Genomic DNA, 19,985 nt, shown 5'->3' with positions numbered 1-19,985 from the left:
GCCGCATCGGTTCATCCAATGCGGCGTTTTGTGTTTTGTGGTGTGCCGACCGGTTTCCTAATCAATGCCGTCAATCGGAATGGTATAGACTGCGGTGGTTTCACTGCGCCCGCGCAGCAGGATTTCATCGGCAAGGCGGGCCTGGGCCGGGTCTGAAAGCTGTTCGAATGTGGTGCTTGCGATCAGGATGCGCGTGCCGAGTTCCTTGTTCTTGGCTTCCAGCCGGGCGGCACTGTTGACCGCATCGCCGTGTACGGTGAATGTCAGACGGTCCGGCGCCCCGACATTACCCGCCACCAGAAGGCCGGTATTGATCCCGCAGCGACAGCGCAGTTCTTCGCCGTCAAACAGTTCGTTATGAACCAGCTTTTGCAGGGCGACTGCCGTTCGCACCGCGGCATCGGCGTGACCGGGCACCTCGTCAAAGGCATTGAACACGGCAAGGATGGCATCGCCCTGAAACTGGGTAATGATGCCGCCGTTTTCTTCGATGATCGCGGTGGCCTTCGCGAAATAGGCATTCAGGATGGTCACGATCCGTTGCGGGTCGATCTTTTCGCTAAGTGTTGTAAAGCCCACCAGATCGACAAACAGGATCGATGCCTCGCACTGGTGCGATTGTACATTGCCGGTGTCATCATCAGACGCCAGCAGTTGTTGGGCAATGGCGACAGGCAGGAATTTACCAAACAGCCGCCCGATGCGTTCGCGGTCGCGCAGGGTAATCGCCATATTGTTGAAGGATCGCGACGCATCGTTGAATTCGATGATGTGGCTGCCGGGCAGGACCGGCAGATCATCAAGAATGCCGGTTTCAAGTTGCCTTGTGGCGGCCGAAAACCGTTTAAGCGGTCGTGTGAAATAATGCGCGATCAGGATCGCCAGAATGACGGCAAGAACCATGATTGCCGTTCCGATCAGTGTCGCCAGTTGCAGGCGGTCCCATTCGCGGGTGAAAACGGCTGGATCAAAATGCATGCCCATCAGGACAGGAAGGCCTGCCGATTCTTCGAATTTTCGGGTGATGATAACGTGATAGCCGTTTTCGGTTTCCAGTGACGATGCCTGTGACCCGTTGGTTCCGCCTGATGACGGGACATCGTCAAAATCAAATGCCTGCCACTGGCCCATATTTGCAAGAACCGGATCGGCAAGATCATCCACACGGGGCAGAACGCCAAGAACATCATCGGTTCCCGTGTTCTTGGGTGGGTGCAACTGGTGCCAGTCCGACAGGGACGGATGGGCAATGACATGGTCGTTGACGATGACAAAGGGGGTGCGTCCGGCCTCGGTCGGGTCGGTTTTCAGATCATGTGAAAAATCGCCAAGCGAAACAAGCTGCACAAGTGAGCCGACATATAGCCCTTCCTGAAACAGGGGGATCATTTCGCTGATCACGACCTGATTGACCAGACTGTTCCAGCGCGGAAACTGCGTGATGCTTTGACCCGGGCCATAGGCGATCAGGGATCGGGCGATGATGTCTTCTTCGGGGTCGGCCTTGCCGGAAAGAGGTTTGTCCGTCTTCGGATCATAGCCCCGGAAATGGCCATCGGGGGTCAAAAGCCCGATGGCTGTGACGTCAAGTTCATTGGTGACAAGGGCGGCCAGGGTATTATCCCATATGGCAACATTATCCGGTGACAGATCGCCGTGCGCCACTTCGCGTGCAACCCATATATTGCGGCGTTGCATGCGTTTGATCCGGTCGCGCATGGCGTCTTGCGCGTCTTCCAGATCGGCATGTGTCATCGTAATCCAGAGATTGCGGGTATTGTCATAGGCCGTATCAAGACCAAGATGAAGTGCAAGCCCAACACCCAGTACGCTGGTAATGAAAAACGCACCCAGCAATACGCCAAGTATTGAAAAACGCCCCCTGCGTTCAGTCATCACATTCCCCGTATGCCCCCGAAGACCCGGCTTGTGTTGCCGGGTTGTCGGCAAAGCTTACTGATGATTGATCACGATGGAAAGAATATCGCGTGTTTTAGCGACGGCAGGTGTAAAGCTGGGTTTGAGTATGGCGACCACGCAATTGAATTTGACCGGCTTTGACCACCCGTTCCGGATTGGAAAGCAGGTCGCGTGTGCTGTCTGAGAGCAGGATGCGGGTGCCCAGTTCCTTGTTTTCACGTTCAAGTCGGGATGCGGTGTTAACGGCATCCCCGTGCACGGTAAAGGACAGGCGGGCACTGGCACCGACATTCCCGGCGATCATGCGCCCGGTATTGACGCCGCAACGGCAATGAATGGAAAGCCCGTCAAACTGGCGGGTTTCAACGGCATGCTGGATGGCAATGGCCGAATCAAGTGCGGCATCGGCATGGTCGTGCAATTCGTCAAAGGCGTTAAACACTGCAAGAATGGCATCGCCCTGGAACTGGGTGATGATCCCGCCATGTTCTTCGATAATGCCGGTCGCGCAGTCGAAATAGGCGTTCAGCATCGAAATGATCTGTTGCGGTTCGAGTTCTTCGCACAGGGTTGTAAAGCTCTCGATATCGACAAACAGGACCGTTGCCTCGCACTGCTGGGGCGGGAGGACGCCGGAATCGGTTCCCGATGCCAGAAGTTTGCGGGCAATCGATGCCGGCAGGAATTTACCAAACAGGCTGCTGATCCGTTCGCGATCATGCACGGCCTTGATCATGTGATTGAAGGACCGGGCCGCATCATCATATTCGCGAATGCGGCTGCCTTTCAGGTCAGGGAAATCGTGGTTTTCGATGCCGTCTTCCTCAAACGCCCGGGCAGCAGCGGCAAAGCGCCGGATCGGTTTGGTAAAGTGACGCGCAATGATTACTGCAACAATGATCGACAGCAGCAGGACCGCACCGCCCATCACCGATGCCAGAACAAGCCGGTTCCATTCGTCATCGAACAGTTCTTCTTCGAAATGCAGACCAATGATGATCGGAGAGAAAGGCGTATCCATCATCTGTTTCGTGACGATCATTGAATAACGGCCGTCAAGATCAAGGCCGGAAAGACGAAGATTGCTGGTTTCGGGGCGTTGTTTGCTTTCATTGCCGATATCGATGGATTCGGATTTTCCGATATTTGCCAGTACAGGGTCGCCAATATCATTGATCGTCGGCAAGGGGATGGGGCTGCGCGCGATATCAGCACCATTTACGAGTGCCGATGCGGTGCTATCCCCCCATTCGCGAAGTCGGGGGTGGGCCATCACACGGTTTCCGGCAATCAGGACGAAAGGCACACCCGGCAGGTCTTCGCGCCCGCGGATCAGGCTGTTCGACAGGTTTGAAAGTGACAGATACTGAATGAACGTGCCAAGGTAACGCCCGTCGGCAAACAGGGGAATCCAGTCGGCAATCACTGTTTGTTTGAAGTAGGGATCCCATCGCGGGAAGCTGGTGTGATTGACGGTTGGCCCGCGCAAATGCGCCAGTTCCGAGAAAAGCACATCATCAACGGGCAGGGTGCGGCGGATTTCGCGCATGTCTTCGGGGTCATAACCGATGAACTGGCGATCCCCCGTGATTAGCCCATAGGCCATCACATCCATTTGGGATGCCGAAAGTGCGCGCATCGCATTGTTCCAGCCGTATTGAAAGCTTGGATCAAGGGCACCACTGGCGACCTGATCGGCGACCCATATGGCCCGTTTGCCCACATTTTCCATCCGTTCATGCATGGTGCGCTGGACCGATGTCAGGTCCAGATCGCTTAGCATGACCCAAAGATTGCGGGTGTTTTGATAGGCCGCGCCAAGTCCGACATAAAGTGCAATGCCGACACCAAGAATGCTGGTGACAGAAAACCCGGCAAGCAGAACAGTCAGGACGGAATATCTGCGTTTTTCAGCCAATTTTTTGAAAATTCCCGAACAAAGGTCCCCCAACCCGAAGGCAGTCTATCGTCTATCAAATTTTGTGGAAAGGATGATTGAGCTTGCTGTGCGTTTAATTCCGGGCAGGGCACCGATTTGATCGAGAACGGTATCAAGTTCCTCGGACGTATCGGCAGCTATTTCCGCGATCAGGTCATATTCTCCAGAAATCGCAAGGCAGCGAATGCAGTGGGTGATTCTCTGAAGCGCACCAACAACCCCGGCGGATTGTTTCTGTTCGACCTGTATCATGACTTCGGCAAGCAGAAGTGATCTGGCTTCCTCGCCAAGTTGCACGGTGTATCCCGTTATGATTTTTGACTTTTCAAGTCGTTCGAGGCGTTCCTGAACGGCACTGCGCGACAGATCGACATCACGGGCGAGTGCCGCGATCGGGGTCCGGGCATTTTGCTGTAACCGGGCGATCAGGCGGCGGTCAATTTCATCAAGGTTACGTTTCATCGGAATTGCCCGTCATTTTAACGGTTAAATCATTGGAAATGACAGTATCGCCGGGTTGTAACCGGCAGTCCAGCGGAAGACCATCAAGGCAGCATAACAATAACGTTATCAGGGCCGTAATCAGGCGGGGCAACGCATCACATGCGGTCTCAGACGTCAAAATGGGAGTTTGCTGAAATGAAAAAAGTTCTGATCCTTGGGGCGGGTAAAATCGGTCGCATTGCCGCAGTCATGTTGAATGAAAGTGGCGCTTATGCGGTGACGCTGGCGGATTCCAACGGGCATATGCTTGAAATTTGTGCCAAGGATGACGCGGCAACGCTGGTAAAGGTCGATGTCACCGACGAGGTCGCATTGACGGAAGTTGCCAAAGGCCATGATGCCATCCTGTCGACCTGTCCGTTTTACCTTAATGTTGCGATTGCGCGTGTGGCGCGGGCGGTCGGTGCATCCTATTTCGACGTCACCGAGGATGTCGAAACCACCCGTGCGATCCGCGATATTGCCAAGGATGCCGATGGGGCGTTTGTGCCGCAATGTGGTCTGGCACCGGGTTTTATTTCGATTGCAGCCCATGATCTGTTCAAGCGGTTTGATAGTGTTCAGAACCTGCGTCTTCGGGTTGGTGCCCTGCCGCAAAATCCGACCAACCGTTTGAAATATAACCTGACATGGTCGACAGATGGTTTGATCAACGAATATCTGAACCCGTGCGAAGCCATCCACAAAGGCAAGCGAATAGAAGTTCTGCCGCTTGAAGGGTATGAACGTTTCACGATTGATGGCACGGAATACGAGGCTTTCAATACCTCGGGCGGGGTCGGTGCGCTTTGTGACATGCTGGAAGGCAAGGTCGAGAACCTTGATTACAAGACGGTGCGTTACCCGGGGCATCAGGAAATCCTGAAAATCCTGATCGAAGACCTTGGGCTTGGCAAACGTCCCGATCTGATGAAGGAAATCTTTGAAAAGTCACTGCCGATCACAAGCCAGGACGTGATTGTGATCTTTGCCGATACCATCGGCACCCGCGACGGCGAGCTATGCGAGGAAAACTTCATCCGCAAGGTTCATGGCACGGCCATCGGTGGCAGGAACTGGTCTGCGATCCAGATTACGACATCGGCGGGGCTTTGTGCCGTCATGGATATGGTTCTGACCGGCACGCTTGCGGGCAAGGGATATATCCGGCAGGAGCAGGTCGCACTTGATGATTTTCTTGCCAACCGTTTCGGCCGTTACTTCAGCCACGAGGGCTGATTTATAACTCCCGCATCATGCTTTTTGGCATGGTGATGAACTTTGCCACCCGGTCTTGTCAGGCCGGGTGGTTTTTTGTGCGTCCTTGCCATAGTCACGACCCATATTTTGTGGCAAAGACGTGGTTTGTTAACGCTTGGTCACTATGGTGACCGATTAAACAAACTCTCGGGTGGCGATACGATCCTTGTCTGAACTTGGCGAGATGTTCCGGTTTGCAATCGACCTGTTTGAAACGGGTCAACTGGCGGAGGCTGAAAGCGCCTGCCGCAAGATGACGCTTGCCTATCCGCAGGCGGCAGAAGCCATGCATCTGGCCGGTCTGGTTGCCATGAAACAGGGTAATGGTGATATCGCAGCCGAACGTATGGGCCGCGCTGCAATAGCCGACGCCAATAACGCCGAAATCCAGCATGACCATGCGCAGGCCCTGAAAGCGGTCGGCAAGCTGCGCGAGGCCGTCGGTGCCTTCAAGCGCGCGATTCGCCTATGCCCGGATTCCCCGGCGCTTTATTGCAATATCGCCAATACCTATCGCCAGCTTGATGAACTTGAACTGGCGCATGAAAACTACATGCTGGCTCTTCGACTGGCACCCGATGTTGCCGAAATTCATGCCAATCTTGGTGCCTGCCAATATGCCATGGGTGATATCGCAGGCGCAGAGGCATCCTGCACAACCGCACTTAAGCTGCGTGACGATATCGTCAATGCGCTGGTTTTGATGGGGCAGATCAGGCTGGATCAGGGACGGACGGTTTCTGCATCCGAGCCGCTTTTGCGTGCCCTTGAACTGCAACCCGGGCATCAGCGTGCCCTGACGGCCTATGGCGATGCGCTTTTCCGACTGGGCCAGTTCGCCGGGGCGCTGCATTGCCTGCGCCAGGTTCTGGCACTTGATCCACAGGATGCGGGGGCGCGGCGCACGTTGGCCCTGCTGTATTTGCGGACCGGGCAGGGGACCGAGGCCATTGGCGCGTTGGAAGCACTTTTGCGCGCAAATCCAGAAGACCCCGAACTTCTTTTGATGATGGGCGAGGCATTAAGCCTTGCCGGGCGCCATAGCGAAGCCGTGGAACGGTTTGGTGCCGCGATTGGTGCGGGAGGTGGTGATGATGCCGTCTTCCGGCTGGCTGTCGAGCTGGCAGAAGAAGGCGATGCGGCATCCGCCCAATCGGTTCTGCAAAACGCAATAGATCGCAAGATTGCCATGGGGGACAACACGGCGCTGTTCAGAACAGCCCGCCGGCTGCTTTTCGCCCCGGTTCCTGCCGATCTGGCGGCACAGAATGACGAAGTTGTTCGCGATCTTCTCGACGATACGCTGGATGATGACGATCTCGACCTTGATCTTGGCCAAAGCGATCTGATTGATCCGATCACCCTGACACGGTTCCCGCCGGTATGGCGTGCGGCGCTTCGCCCCGAAGGCGATGCGCAATTGCGCGCGGTTGGTCATTATTGGGAGCGGCTGGTTTCTGGTTATGACGTGCCCCATGTCGCGGCGCGGGCCCGACCAAAGGGCGGCAAGGTCCGCCTTGGCGTTGTATCGGCCAATATGCGCGATAACGGTATTGGGCGATGGATTGCGGGGCTGGTCCGTGCGATTGACCGCGACCGGTTTGATATCACGGTGATCCGTCCGCCATTGGGTGAGGATGACATAACCGCGCGCATAGATGCGGAGGCCGATCTGGTGGTGCCATTGCCGCTTGATCCGTTGCATTCGGCCCGGGTGATTGCGGGCCTTGACCTTGACGTCTTGCATTATGTCGATCCGCAGGCCGATGCATATACCATGTTGCTGGCAAGCTGGCGGCTGGCACCGTTGCAGATTGCCGGTGGCGGAATTGCCGCGACGACGGGCCTTTCAAACATTGATTGCCACCTGATTGCCGAGGATTGGGAAACGGCGGGCGGTGAAACCCGCTTTAGCGAGGAATTGATCCGTCTGCCCGGATTGTTTGTCAATGCAACAAGGCCAGATGAAATTAAGCTGTCGCCGGGTGATCTACAGCGCCGCTGGCGCATTGATCAGGACCGGAATACGTATCTTTGTCCGCAGCCGCTTGATGTTCTGACGGCTGATTTTGATCCGCTGATTGCCGAAATTCTGCGTCTTGATGAAACTGCTGAACTTCTGTTGATCGCACCCGAGCGCGATAGCTGGGACGCGGCATGGGGGCGGCGTTTTGCGGTCAATTATGCCGATGTGGCCGGACGCATGCGGTTTGTTTCTGTTCATAGCCGTGCCGATCTTCATTCCCTGCTTTGTGCGGTGGATGTCGTTCTTGAAAGCCCGGCATGGAACGATGCGATGCTGGCATTTGATTGTCTTGGCCTTGGTGTGCCGCTTGTGACCCTGCCGGGCAAGGGGGCGCGATCGCGGCGTAGCCATACCTGTTATCGCCAGATATCGGTGTTTGATTGTGTTGCCTATCATTCAGCCGACTATGTTGAAACCGCGCTGACGCTGGCGATGGATAAACGACGGCGTTCGGTCGTTTCACAGGCCATCCGCAACCGCGCTCACGTCCTGTTCGGGCAGCGGTCTTCCTTTGATTCTTACATGAACTTCCTTGAAGATCGCACGGCTTAATATTCGCCTTTTGCGATATGAATTTGCCAAAAGTTCCTTGTTTTTCAATCCATAGCCTTGAAAACTTCGTATAGCATTCTCAATCTATAAGTGTTGCGCATTGCATCATTCCCCATGGATCGGAGAGACAGTATGAAGTTCGGTTTGACGCGCGGCCAGACGGTAAGACTGGCTGTTGCCGCCGTAATTATTGTTGTTGCGATTTGGCAGCTAGCGCCTCTGACTGTTGCCGATATTCGGCCGAACGGCGTTGTTAACGCCAAGCTTGTGACCATCCAGGCACCGATCAGCGGTCAACTTGTGCGCGCCATTCCAGATATTGGCGAGCCGATAAAAGCGGGCCAGGTTGTAACGCGTATTACTGATGATACCGAACCACAGGCGTTGCTTGCCCAGCTTGACGGTGAAAACCAGTTGCTGCGTTCGCGTGAAACGGCCTTGCTTGAAAAGCTTAATGCGCTGGATGCCCTGAAAGCCGAACTTACCACCCGTGTCAAAGACATGATTTCGGGGTCGCAGCTTAACCTGCGTTTTCGTCTTCTGGAGGCCGAGGCCCGTCGCAAAAGCTGGCAATCGGTCGTCAAGGAACGTGAATTGACATTGGCACGGCAACGCACCCTGTTTGGGGATGGTCATGTTGCCCGTGTCCGGGTTGACGAAGCAGAGTCACTTCTGGAACAAGCCCAGCAGGAAGTTGAACGCGCCAAAGCCGATGCCGAGCGATTCCGCGAGGAGGGCGAGGCGGTCGGTAAGGGCATTTTTGTCGGTGATGGTCAAAATGATGTTCCCTATTCACAGCAACGTCTTGATGAAGTGGTTCTTGCAATTGCCGATCTGAACGTGCAGTTGGCAGAAACCCGGGGGCGCATGGGCGCGATTGACCGGCAGTTTCGCGAGGAGACCATGCGGGCGGGCCGACGTGAGTCGATGCAGGTCCGCAGCCCGATTGATGGCCTTGTCTGGCGTCGAATGGCATCCGAGCTATCAACGGTGACAAAGAATAACGATCTGGCAAAGCTTCTGGATTGTTCGGCAATTCATATTGAAGTTCCGGTCGATGAAGGCATGTCCGATACGTTGCTGCCCGGAAGCGATGTGAGCGTAAGACTTCAGGGTTCGTCGGAAATCTATCGCGGAGTTGTGGTTGGTATTCGCGGTACCCGTGCCGTAACACCGGAGCTTGAATATGCGGCTATCCCGCCGCTTTTGAAAAAGGACGAGGTTCTTCTGGTGGTCGAGGTGCCGGAAGCCGACTTTGCCAGCAGCCCGCAAACATTTTGCAATGTGGGGCGCCGCGCCGAAGTGCAGATACCGGGGCGTTTTGACGGCTGGTTCACCAGCAGTGAGGAAAGCTGATGAACCTTTGGGTGCAGTTTGCCCCTTTGGCACTGATTATTGGTGTCATGATGCTTGTGTCGCCAATTCTGCCGCGTGACAGGTTATGGGCACGCTGGCTGGTGGTGATCTTTCTGATTGCGCTTATCGCCCGTTATCTGCCTTGGCGTATTACGGAAACCGTTCTTCCTGCGGACCTGTCAACCGCGCAAGGCTGGTGGATTGTTTTTCTGTTCGCAATTGAGATCGTTTTTCTGTGCGATATGCTCCGCCAGTCGCTGATCCATTGCAAGATCGTCAATCGTAGTGCCGAGGCAGATGCTGCCCTGCAACGATTGCAGGCACGCCCGGTCGAGGCATGGCCGATCGTCGATGTTTTCATTCCGTCTTATAACGAACCGCTTGATGTGCTTGAACGCAGTATCGTCGGGGCGCTGGCGCTGGATTATCCGAAACTGAAGGTCTGGGTGCTTGATGATGGCAAACGCGACTGGCTGCGGGAGTTTTGCGAGAAGAAAGGTGCGAATTACATCATTCGCAAGGACGGCACTCACGCCAAGGCAGGAAATGTCAATAATGGCCTGTCGCAGTCTAACGGTGATCTGGTGTGCATTTTTGATGCCGATTTTGTTCCATATCGCAATTTCCTGAAACGTGTTGTCGGATTTTTTGAAGAGTCCGACATTGGCATTGTTCAGACGCCGCAGCATTTCTTCAACAAGGATCCGATGCAGCGCAATCTTTGGATTGCAGATCGCTGGCCTGATGAACAACGACTGTTTTTCGATCACATAGCGCCATCGCTTGATGCGTGGGACTCAATGTTCTGTTGCGGGTCCTGCATGGTGATGCGCCGCAAGGCGCTTGACGAGATTGGCGGGGTGCCGACCGCATCCATTACCGAAGACATCCTGACTTCGCTTGAAATGCTGCGCAAAGGGTATCGAACCCGATATTTAAATGAAAAGCTGTCAATCGGTCTGGCTGCCGAAAGTCTTTTGGCATTCCATACCCAGAGGGAACGCTGGTGTCAGGGCGGAATACAGACCCTGTTTCTCAAGGCCGGGCCATTAGGACCGGGGCTTTCGGTTTGGCAACGTATACTGCTGTTTCCGATCTATTGGGTGTTTCACATTCCGGCCCGATTGCTTGTGATCATGATCCCGATTTTTTACTTCTGGTTCGGGCTGCAACCGCTCGAAAATGCGCGGAGCTGGGAAATATTCTATTGGCAGTTACCTGTTCTGATCGGCGGATGGGGAACAGCGATGTGGCACAATGGCAGACAGGCCTATCCCGTCGTTAACGAGGGGCCAGCGGTGCTGGTGTCACTTCGGTTATTCCCGATTGTTGTGTCATCCCTGATTCGGCCATTTGGGCGTCCCTTTAAGGTGACACCAAAGGGATCGCAATCGGGAGCAGGAAGTTCATTCACCGAGGCGATCATTCTTGGTGTCCTGTTTCTGCTGACGGTCGGCGGGTTTTTTTTCAATATCGATACCGACATCCGGATCATCGACAATGCCAATTTCCTTCTCGTTGGTGGTTTGTGGGCATCAATCAACGCGTTGACACTGCTTGTGGCATTGCTGATCTGCTTTGAAAGCCCGGTGCAACGGCAACAGGAACGTTTTCCGGTCAGCCTGACGGCAAAGATCAAGGCAGATGAACATCCGGAACCGCTTGATGTCATGATTACAGACATGTCGCTTGGCGGGGTCCGTCTTGAAACCCGGTTGCCTGATGCCAAGGCTGCCGCCTTTGGCAAGAACCGGAAAATTGAACTGCATGCAGAAGATTTACCGCCCTTGACCGGAATTCTGGCGCGTTCGTTCGAACGCGATGACGGAGTGCATGTCTTTACACTGGATTTCGAACCTGAACCGCAGGATGCAGAACGCGATGCTTTGATACGCGCGCTTTATACCAGCGGGATCGACAATGCGACCAAACCCGCCCACAGTCTAGAACTGTGGGGGGCGATATTCCGGCGCATATTCGGTCGTGGTCCGGTTCGGGGCTAGGTAATCAGCTAAGCGCGTCGATATCGGCTTCTGACAGGGCGGCGGGGACGATGGTCAATGGCAGGCGCAATTGACCGACCACATCCCGATTGGTCAGCGCCGTGATCAGCGGGCCGGGGCCATCGCTGTTGGTGCCGGCTGCCAGAACCAGAATGGAAATCTGTTCTTCTTCGTCCAGAACCTTGAGTAGTTCGTCCTTGAGGCGACCCTCGCGGATGAACAGAAGCGGCATGGAGCCGGTTTGTTCATGCACATAGGCCGCAAGCTCGTTGATACGGTTTTCGGCGTCTTCGCGCGCTTCTTCCTGCATCAGATCGCCAACAGCCATCCAGTGCTGAAATTCGGCTGGCTGGATCACGCTTAGCAATGCGACGCGTCCGCCGGTATGCTGTGCACGGCGGCAGGCATATCGAAGTGCCTTGGTCATTTCGTCACTGTCGTCGACCACAACAAGGAACGTGCGATCCGTGGTGGCAGCGCGCAGTTCTCGGTCGGCATCAAATGAATTCATGTCGTCCTGCCCTGAATGAAAACGGGTTCCGAATGTGTTGCGCCAACTTGCGGGGCGAGGGGCTGTCACACCGGATCAGCAAAGTTTGCCGTAACTTAAGGACCGTTTCCAAGTTATTTTTCAAGCATCCCGGCAAAGAAATTATCTTTACGCAACTGCAAAACATGATGGTGCATGTGCGAAAACATTGCCCGGACAAGGACGCTTCGCAATCGTTCAAGCAACGATTGAAGGTCAGATTACCTTTTGCGGAACATGACGCTTGCTGTCCATCCGGCGGCGACGGCAATGATCACGGCGATGATACCGTAAAGCGCGGAATAGCGATGTGCGAAGTCATAAACTTCGGCGCTGACGCCGGTTTTGGATACGACCAGCGGCGTTGTCTTGACGCTGGCAATACGACCGTCCCGGATCAGATAGACATTGATGGTGTATGTACCGGTCGGGGTATTGGCCGGAAAATGGATGTCGGTTCGAAAAAGCTGATTGGACAGGAAGCTGATTTTTGCCGGTCGCTGGTTGAAAAGGCCTGCGGCACGCATGTTTCGCAACAGGGCATCGCGGTAATCGCTGCTGTTGCGATCCTTGTCATCGATTTCGGTCACAAAGCGCTGATGTTCAAGCCCGATACGGTAATCATTGTAAAGCTGTGAATTGGCGATGATTTCCATCGGCCGGTTCGACGCGCTGGCATAATAGGCAGGCACATTGCGGAAAGTGGCACTTTCGCTGTTGACCCAGATGCCGACTTTGCGTTCCTTGCGCCGCACGACCATATCCTGATCGGGGCCCCTGACCGTGACGATCACATCGCCTTCGCTTTGCACCGCGCCAAACAAAAGCACGTCGGTTCCGGTGAAGCCGGTGGTGATGGCAACAAGATGGTTGGAAAGATCAACAACCAGCGCATCGGCGCGTGCCCGGTCCTGTCCGGCCACGGCAAGCACCGCCATGGTGGCAAGCAGTGTACGAATGATCGCGCCCGATTTGTTCATTACAAATTCTCCGGCGCGATGGAATAAAGTTCGGTCGGCGTGATCACGAGATCGAACAGAAGTTTCAGGCAAACCGAAAGAACCAGAAGCCCCAGCATTGCCCGCAAATGTTCCGCCTTAAGGCGCGATCCGAATTGTGCGCCGAATTGTGCCCCGATGACGCCGCCGATCAACAGCAGGATGGCAAGGGCAACATCAACGGTTTGCGTCTGAATGGATTGCAGGAAAGTAACGTTGGCGGTCACAAAAATGATCTGAAACAGCGATGTCCCGATGACGACACTGGTCGGCATGCCCAGGATGTAAATCATCGCCGGAACCATTACAAAGCCACCGCCAACCCCCATCAGAGCGGTCAGAAGCCCGACAAAGAAGCCGACAAGAAGCGGCAGCAAGGCGCTGATATAAAGCCCGGAGCGGTAAAACCGCATTTTAAGGGGCAGACCATGGACAAAGCTGTGCTGGTGTTTCTTGGTGCGACGAAATGGCCCGCCGCGGCGCCGGGTGCGGAAAATGGCACGCGATGCCTCGATCAGCATCATGCCGCCGATGATCCCCAAAAAGATCACATAGCAAAGCGAAATGACCAGATCAATTTGCCCGAGGGAACGTAACCATGCAAAAACCCAGACCCCGATTGTGGACCCGGCTATACCACCCGCCAGAAGGACAAGGCCCATTTTCAGGTCGACGTTACCGCGTCGCCAATGGGCAAACACGCCTGAAACCGACGATGCGACAATCTGGTTCGCAGCGGTTGCAACCGATACAGCAGGGGGGATACCATAGAAAATCAAAAGCGGCGTGATCAAAAATCCGCCGCCAACCCCGAACAACCCGGACAAAAATCCGACGCCGCCGCCTAGCCCCAGTATCAGAAAAATGTTTACCGACATCTCGGCAATAGGCAAATAGATTTGCATCGCAGGCGGGCATCAGCGTTTGATTGATTCTGAGAAATCAGTCTAACATATTGTGCAAATGCAACAATCGCCAATTCACTGATTGGCCGGGATAATCCGATTTTTTGTAAGGTTTTTCATGTCGCTTACTCCAGAAGATCCCTTTGACCTTGTTCTTGATGCCCGTGGATTGATTTGTCCGATGCCGGTGCTGAAGGCAAAAAAGGCATTGCGCGATGTGCCTGCAGGCGGTGTGCTTAAGGTTTTGGCGACCGATCCAGGCTCGGTCGCAGATATGAAATCCTTTTGCGAAATGACCGGAAACCGCCTGTTGTCATCGACACAGGAAAATGATGTGTTTATCTATCATATCGAGCATCTGGCCGCGAAATAACCAGAACAAGCGCGTCCATCACGTCCGGAAATGAAAGTTGCCGCCATGTCTGCCTCATCCTCGACCCTGCAGTGGGTGCATTGCGCCTTTGACGAGATGACACCGCTTCAGGTTCATGACCTGTTGCGATTGCGGCAACAGATTTTCATCATCGAACAGGAATGCATTTTCCCCGAGATCGACGGGCTTGATCCGCTTTGTCAGCATGTTCTGGGATTGCTGGACGGCAAGGTTGTTGCCGCTGCGCGCATTGTGGCACCGGGTATCGATCCCGATCATTCCGCACAGGGACAGCATCCGGCGATCGGCCGTGTCGTTGCCAGCCCCGATTTGCGTGGCCAGGGTATCGGCCGTAAACTGATGTTGCAGGCCATCGCGTCCTGCCACGATACCTTTGCGGGCAGGGGGATTTTCCTGAATGCCCAGCTTTATCTCAAAAACTTTTACGAGGCACTGGGCTTCATGCAGTTCGGCGAAGCCTTCTATGAAGATGGTATCGCCCATATTTCAATGCTGCGCTCGCCCGATAGCAGGCAGGATCAGCTGCACTGATCAGCGCAGCCCGACCGTTGCCATGCCGGTAAAGAATTCAAGCTGCCATTTCATGTCTTCTTCGCTCAGCGGATAGTCGTTGCCACGCGGATTAAGCGTCTGCCCGGGCGGGACATGCCCAAGCTTGACCTGAATCTTCACGGCCAGTTCGGCCGGAAGTCCGGCCTTCCATGCCAGCGATACGACACCTTTGGCTGAATGGGTGTTAAGGACTTTGGTCACGGCTTCTGGCGGAATACCGGCAAGGACTGCAAGGGCCGCACGCGCAAACTTGACATCGTTGGCTGCCAACGCCTTGGCAACTTCCTTATCGGTCAGTTTGCCTTTGCTATGCAGGGCCAATGCCTTTTCATAAGAAGATTCTTCTTCCTCGCTCGTCGCTGCGGCCTCGGCACCACCGGACTTGGTCGTTGCTTTCTGTTCTGCCTGCTTCTGTTTGGCCTTGCGGGTTTCAACCGGTGCATCTTCGCGTTTGTCGAACTCGCCAGATGAAATGCGTCGATTGACGACTTCGCGAACCGCGTCGAGCTGTTCCTTTTTCAGATCCTTGCGCCGTTCCAGCACGCCGATCAGGTTTTCAGCGACAAAACGTGCCAGTTTACCTGCTGCCGTCGGTGGCAGTTGCGGGCGTTCAACCAATGGCTTGTGCCATTCCGGATAATCCGGCGCACGATCAATAAGCTGATCAAGGGTTTCTTCGCGGATCTGTGCCGACTTGTTGCCCAGAAGATGCGAGATCGCATCCTTGTCGCTGCTGGCGGCAATCGCATCGGCAAGTTTTTCACCAACATTGCGACGACGCGAGATAAAGCTAAGCGATCCTCTTCCCGAACTGCCTTCGATGATTTCCAGAAGATCGGTTTCCGTCAGAACCGGCGAATATTGCAGGACCGGTCCGCAGACGACACTTTCGGTATCGCGCGCCAGCTGCTGGATGATCGGCTGTGGCGCGTTGGCGATATCCTTGAGCGTTTCCGAAATAACCTGGCGGACATGGACGGCCTGATCGCGGGCAAGCTTGTCCAGCGCTTCATAGGTCATCCGGCGCAGTTTATCGGTTTCATTCGGTGTCAGCCCGGCCGAAAGATTGGCAATCTTTTCGGCAAGGCTTCCACGAACGCTGTCGTCCTTGTCATCGGTTAGCAGGACGTCGGCTTGCACAGGAGTGGCGTGGTTTGCTGCAATATGGCGCCGCACCTGGGAATCTGCATCACTTGCAAGGTAATACAGAATTTCCGGTTTGGTATCATGACGTTGCGCCAGCACGCCGCGAACATTCGCATCCGGGCTGGCGGCCATGTCTTTGGCTTCATCATACGTGATCGGGGTTTCCCGACGTTTGGTGAAGACCCGCTGCAAAAAACCCTTCATAGGGGCGTCTCCTGATCTTCTATTCTTGCCGGACTGCTCGATCCGGGAGGGGCGGCGATGCCGAAACTGCCTTTGCCGTGTTTTTTGACCTGATACATGGTCTGATCGGCACGAAGCACAAGCTGTTCAAGCGGTTCTTTCGAACCGGCATCACGCACGGCAATGCCCACCGAAATACCAAGCGGACGATCCTTGCTACCGGAAAACGACGACAAGGTGGCGCTTTTGTCAAGCAGGATGCGCGCGCGTTGCGATGCGGTTGCCATATCCGCCCCGTCGAGCCAGACCACGAATTCATCGCCGCCAAGGCGCGCGACAAGATCAATCGGGCGGGTGTTGTCCAAAAGGATGCGGGCGAGCGCCAGAATGGCCTGATCCCCGGTTTGATGACCATGGACGTCATTAACTAGCTTGAAATTGTCCATGTCGACATACATCAGGGCCGCAGGCATGTCATCATGCACAAGGCGGGCGTGGCGGCGGCCCAATTCGTCGAAGAAGGCGCGCCGGTTCAAAAGCCCGGTAAGACCATCGGTTCGCGACAGGGTAACGATCCGGTCATGTTGGGCTGCCTGTTCAATCGCGATCCCGATCTGGTCCGATACTTCGGACATGATGGCGCGTTCGCCCTCGTTAGGGGCAGGGTGATCGGCGTTGAAGATAAATATAACCGCGCCATTCACCTGCTGATGATAATGGCAACGCTGGGCCAGAACGCGATAATTCTCGATTTCGGCTTCAAACACCTCATCGGTGTTGCCAAGCTGGTTCAATGCCTGTTTGGCAATCGGATCAAGGTCTTCGGGGCCATGACATGCGACCACCTCGATCCTATCGGTTTCCTCGTTGCGGCGGAAAATGGCACATCCGGCACAGGCCAGGGCACGCGCGCTGGCATCGGCCGCCCCCTTAAGCACAAGCGTCGGGTCGATTTCATCGCGCATGGTGCGAACAATGTAGGTCATCAACCGGTCGCGGTTTCGTGCCGTGGCGACTTCGCTTTCGCGCCGGCGCTGTTCGGTGATGTCATGGGCAAGGCCGCGCGTACCGGTCCAGCGACCGTCACGCGTATATACCGGGGTCGATGAAACGGCGAGGCAGGCAGCATTGCCATTGGCCCGTCTGAGCCAGATCGGTACATCGCGAACGGCCTTCTGGCTGCGAAACACAATTTCGCTGTCCTGGTCCGCTGTATCCAAAAGGAAATCAAGCGGTGACCGACCCACAAGTTCATCGGCCTTGTAACCCAAGGCGCCACGCGGCGAGACAAAAATGAAATTGCCGGTATCGTCGGTTTCCCACGCAAAGGCGGATGATACTTCGACGATGTCACGATAGCGCTGCCGCGAGTCAATCAGCGCATCGCGCAGATTGCGATCCATACTTACGTCGCGCGGTAAAAGCAGAACCCGGTCATCTGCCATCGGCAATGCCGTCAGTTCAAGCGTTGCCGTGCCGCGCTGTACCTCGAATGTCAGGAGTTCGACAACCCCGCCCGGCGTTGTGATGGCGCGTAAAACCAGCTTGTTTATTTCCGGAAACAGACCATCACGAATGCCTTCGGCGAAGCTTCGGGCATTTTTATTGGCAAACAGGGGGGTGCCGTTCTTGTCCATGACCATGACGGGTGCCTCGGCATCTGCCATGGTCTGCGGATCAAGAATGAAACCCTGATCTGATGTCATATCGTTATATGCGGACATTTCCTTGTCGGCATCCTTGTGATGCTGTTTCATTGCCCGCCTCCGGTCGCGTTGGCGGTCTTCGCGTTACTTGATGATCCGGTGTTCACACTTGCAAGCGTTACCGGTGCGCCAAGATGATATCCCTGACCGAAATCAATGCCCAGATCACGAACCAGTTCAAAGCTGGCCTGATCATAGATCATTTCTGCAATGGTATGGATGCCAAGATCGCGGCAAAGCAGGGCTGTGGCTTTGATAAAGGCGCGGCCTTTGGGTTTGGCCAAAGCCGTGCGCATTGCACCGCCATCAAATTTGATGATGTCGACGTCAAGGGCGCTCAGATATTCGAAATTGGCGGCTCCGGCACCGAAATCATCAAGACAGACAAGGTGCCCGCGTGCACGTAGCCGTTGCAAACCGTCATTCACGTCCCGAAGGCCACGAATGCGCGATGTTTCGGTTACCTCGAACATGATTTTTGCCGGGTCAATGTCGTAACGATCAAGAATTTGTTCCAATGCCGGCAGGAAATCCTGCTGTTCCAGTGAATGGCCTGACAAATTAACCGCTACAGAATGAGTTACAAGTTCCGGTTCAAGCGTTACATGATCAAGTACTTTCTGGCACATCGCCAGATCGAACTCGGTAATCAGGCCGGTACCTTCGGCAAAATGGATGATCTGATCAACGGCAAGTGCGCTGCTGCCGTCGTGGAAGCGTGCCAACGCCTCGTAATGGTGCATTTCAAGACTGCCAAGATGCACGATCGGTTGCAGTGCCACGGCAAATGAGCCGTTCTGAACAATTTCGCGAAATGCGCGGACCGATTTCAGGGTTTCCTGAATCAGATGGGGCAGGCTGGCCGAGAGCCGTTCGGCCGACACATCCGTATTCGCATCGCTGCGATGTTGCAGGCGGTTAAGCGCATAGGCCACAGCGCGTGTCAGGTTGGTTTCCTTTTCCCCGCCTGCCATTGGCTGGCGGACATTTTGTGTCAGGCGATGAAAACCGCTGGCAAGATCGTAATCACGTCCAAACAGATCGTTGGTGGACAATGTTGAGCCACCCGAAGTGCCGGAACTACCGGTGGCAAGGTTCAGGTTTTTGAAAGGATCAACGGTATTTTCCGCGTCGCTGCAATCGGGATCGTCGAGATCGGCGCGCAGGGCACTTGCATAAGCGACAATACGCCGTTCCAGTTCGATCATCGGCTCGTCAACCAGATGGTTGCTATTGGTGTCAAAGTCTTCAGTGTTCCTGCGGGAACCAATTCCGATCCCGATCAACCGGGCCAGTTCGTTGGTGGCGTCGGTTTCTGCCTGGCTGCGAAGGGCGGCAAGGTTTTCAAGCACAACAAGGGCCTCGCTATGGCTTGATGCCACGCGCGCCATTGTTTCGGAATGCTGTTCGGTTTTGCCGGATGAGGAATTTGCCGAAGACAGCGTGTTTTGCAGGATCAGCCGGTCAATCCCGGATCGCGCACGTGGGCGGATCGCCCGATGACGGGCAGCAATGAAATAGCGTCCGATCGGTTCGGAAATCATATAGCCGCTCAGTGACAGGGGAACCGGGTTGCCAAGGGCGGTGTCGTCATCCTCGATCAACTGGAAATCAAGGTCGAGCTCCTCAAGGCGCTTGATCCCGGAAGTGGCATGAAGATAGGCCCGCAAAAGGGGCCGTTCCGAACGGATAACCAGTTTATCAAGTGCTTCGCCAATCAACCGTTCCGGTGGACAGCCCAGAAGGCTTTCGGTCGCGCCAGCCACAAACAGGATATATCCGTTCTCGTCGACTTCAAGCAACATGTCCGCCCAGCAGAAGGCCATGGCAGCCAGAAGATCCCTGTCGTTCATTTCTGCTGAGTAGCCAATATTGTCTGTCATAAGAGAACCATCACCAGCCTGCCCCCAAAAACGCTTCGGATATGCTCCGAAGTCATTTTCCCCGTTTTTTATAAATAGCGATCTTGAGGGGCAATATGAAGGAAAAGCATTTAATAAACAAAAAATGCCTGCCGATATCCGATATGGGAA

The 19,985-nt window shown here is 54.9% G+C and carries 15 protein-coding genes; 6 read left to right on the top strand and 9 right to left on the bottom strand.

Annotated features, from left to right (window positions below):
- Positions 1–57: 57 nt before the first annotated feature.
- The 3 genes from AUP42_RS04600 to AUP42_RS04590 form a co-directional block, all read right to left on the bottom strand.
- Positions 58–1,896, bottom strand: a complete 1,839-nt coding sequence (locus tag AUP42_RS04600) for an adenylate/guanylate cyclase domain-containing protein (RefSeq protein WP_062949303.1) — start codon at positions 1,894–1,896, stop codon at positions 58–60.
- 97 nt (positions 1,897–1,993) lie between these two features.
- Positions 1,994–3,838 (bottom strand): adenylate/guanylate cyclase domain-containing protein, encoded by a 1,845-nt coding sequence (locus tag AUP42_RS04595; protein ID WP_062949301.1) that lies wholly within the window; start codon positions 3,836–3,838, stop codon positions 1,994–1,996.
- A 45-nt stretch (positions 3,839–3,883) separates the two neighbouring features.
- Entirely contained in the window at positions 3,884–4,321 is a 438-nt protein-coding gene (locus AUP42_RS04590) for an Lrp/AsnC family transcriptional regulator (protein ID WP_062949299.1), read from the bottom strand.
- Positions 4,322–4,498: 177 nt separating this feature from the next.
- On the opposite strand from AUP42_RS04590, the gene AUP42_RS04585 reads away from it, so the two are divergent.
- The 4 genes from AUP42_RS04585 (at position 4,499) to AUP42_RS04570 (ending at position 11,539) form a co-directional block, all read left to right on the top strand.
- Entirely contained in the window at positions 4,499–5,581 is a 1,083-nt protein-coding gene (locus tag AUP42_RS04585; RefSeq protein ID WP_062949297.1) for a saccharopine dehydrogenase family protein, read from the top strand.
- A gap of 187 nt (positions 5,582–5,768) precedes the next feature.
- Entirely contained in the window at positions 5,769–8,180 is a 2,412-nt protein-coding gene (locus tag AUP42_RS04580; RefSeq protein ID WP_062949295.1) for a tetratricopeptide repeat protein, read from the top strand.
- Between the two features lie 132 nt (positions 8,181–8,312).
- Positions 8,313–9,536 (top strand): HlyD family secretion protein, encoded by a 1,224-nt coding sequence (locus AUP42_RS04575; protein WP_062949293.1) that lies wholly within the window; start codon positions 8,313–8,315, stop codon positions 9,534–9,536.
- Entirely contained in the window at positions 9,536–11,539 is a 2,004-nt protein-coding gene (locus AUP42_RS04570) for a glycosyltransferase (protein WP_062949291.1), read from the top strand. Before AUP42_RS04575 ends, AUP42_RS04570 begins: the two co-directional genes overlap by 1 nt.
- 4 nt (positions 11,540–11,543) lie before the next feature.
- On the opposite strand, the gene AUP42_RS04565 is transcribed toward AUP42_RS04570, so the two are convergent.
- From AUP42_RS04565 to AUP42_RS04555, 3 genes are all read right to left on the bottom strand, one after another.
- Complete coding sequence (locus tag AUP42_RS04565) at positions 11,544–12,050, bottom strand: universal stress protein (protein ID WP_062949289.1); 507 nt, start codon at positions 12,048–12,050, stop codon at positions 11,544–11,546.
- 239 nt (positions 12,051–12,289) lie between these two features.
- Positions 12,290–13,048 carry a TIGR02186 family protein gene (locus AUP42_RS04560; protein WP_062949287.1) on the bottom strand — a complete coding sequence of 253 codons (759 nt, stop codon included), beginning with the start codon at positions 13,046–13,048 and terminating at the stop codon, positions 12,290–12,292.
- A complete protein-coding gene (locus AUP42_RS04555; RefSeq protein ID WP_062949285.1) occupies positions 13,048–13,971 on the bottom strand; it encodes a sulfite exporter TauE/SafE family protein in 924 nt (307 codons plus the stop codon). The genes AUP42_RS04560 and AUP42_RS04555 overlap by 1 nt, the downstream gene beginning before the upstream one ends.
- A gap of 118 nt (positions 13,972–14,089) precedes the next feature.
- Between AUP42_RS04555 and AUP42_RS04550 the strand changes: the two genes are divergently transcribed.
- Positions 14,090–14,344, top strand: coding sequence for a sulfurtransferase TusA family protein (locus AUP42_RS04550; protein WP_062949283.1), 255 nt, complete (start codon positions 14,090–14,092; stop codon positions 14,342–14,344).
- 45 nt (positions 14,345–14,389) lie between these two features.
- Complete coding sequence (locus AUP42_RS04545) at positions 14,390–14,896, top strand: GNAT family N-acetyltransferase (RefSeq protein ID WP_231858161.1); 507 nt, start codon at positions 14,390–14,392, stop codon at positions 14,894–14,896.
- On the opposite strand, the gene AUP42_RS04540 is transcribed toward AUP42_RS04545, so the two are convergent.
- The 3 genes from AUP42_RS04540 to AUP42_RS04530 are packed head-to-tail and all read right to left on the bottom strand — an operon-like array spanning position 14,897 to position 19,835.
- On the bottom strand, positions 14,897–16,267 hold the full coding sequence (locus AUP42_RS04540) for a DUF2336 domain-containing protein (RefSeq protein ID WP_062949279.1): 1,371 nt from the start codon (positions 16,265–16,267) through the stop codon (positions 14,897–14,899).
- Positions 16,264–18,003, bottom strand: coding sequence for a sensor domain-containing diguanylate cyclase (locus AUP42_RS04535; protein WP_062949277.1), 1,740 nt, complete (start codon positions 18,001–18,003; stop codon positions 16,264–16,266). The genes AUP42_RS04540 and AUP42_RS04535 overlap by 4 nt, the downstream gene beginning before the upstream one ends.
- Complete coding sequence (locus AUP42_RS04530) at positions 18,000–19,835, bottom strand: EAL domain-containing protein (RefSeq protein ID WP_231858160.1); 1,836 nt, start codon at positions 19,833–19,835, stop codon at positions 18,000–18,002. Before AUP42_RS04530 ends, AUP42_RS04535 begins: the two co-directional genes overlap by 4 nt.
- Positions 19,836–19,985: the final 150 nt, after the last annotated feature.

It is taken from the genome of Thalassospira lucentensis, assembly GCF_001613805.1.
Lineage (GTDB): Bacteria > Pseudomonadota > Alphaproteobacteria > Rhodospirillales > Thalassospiraceae > Thalassospira > Thalassospira lucentensis_A.
Note: the sequence above shows the minus strand (reverse complement) of the source record. Positions and strands in the feature narration are given on the sequence as shown.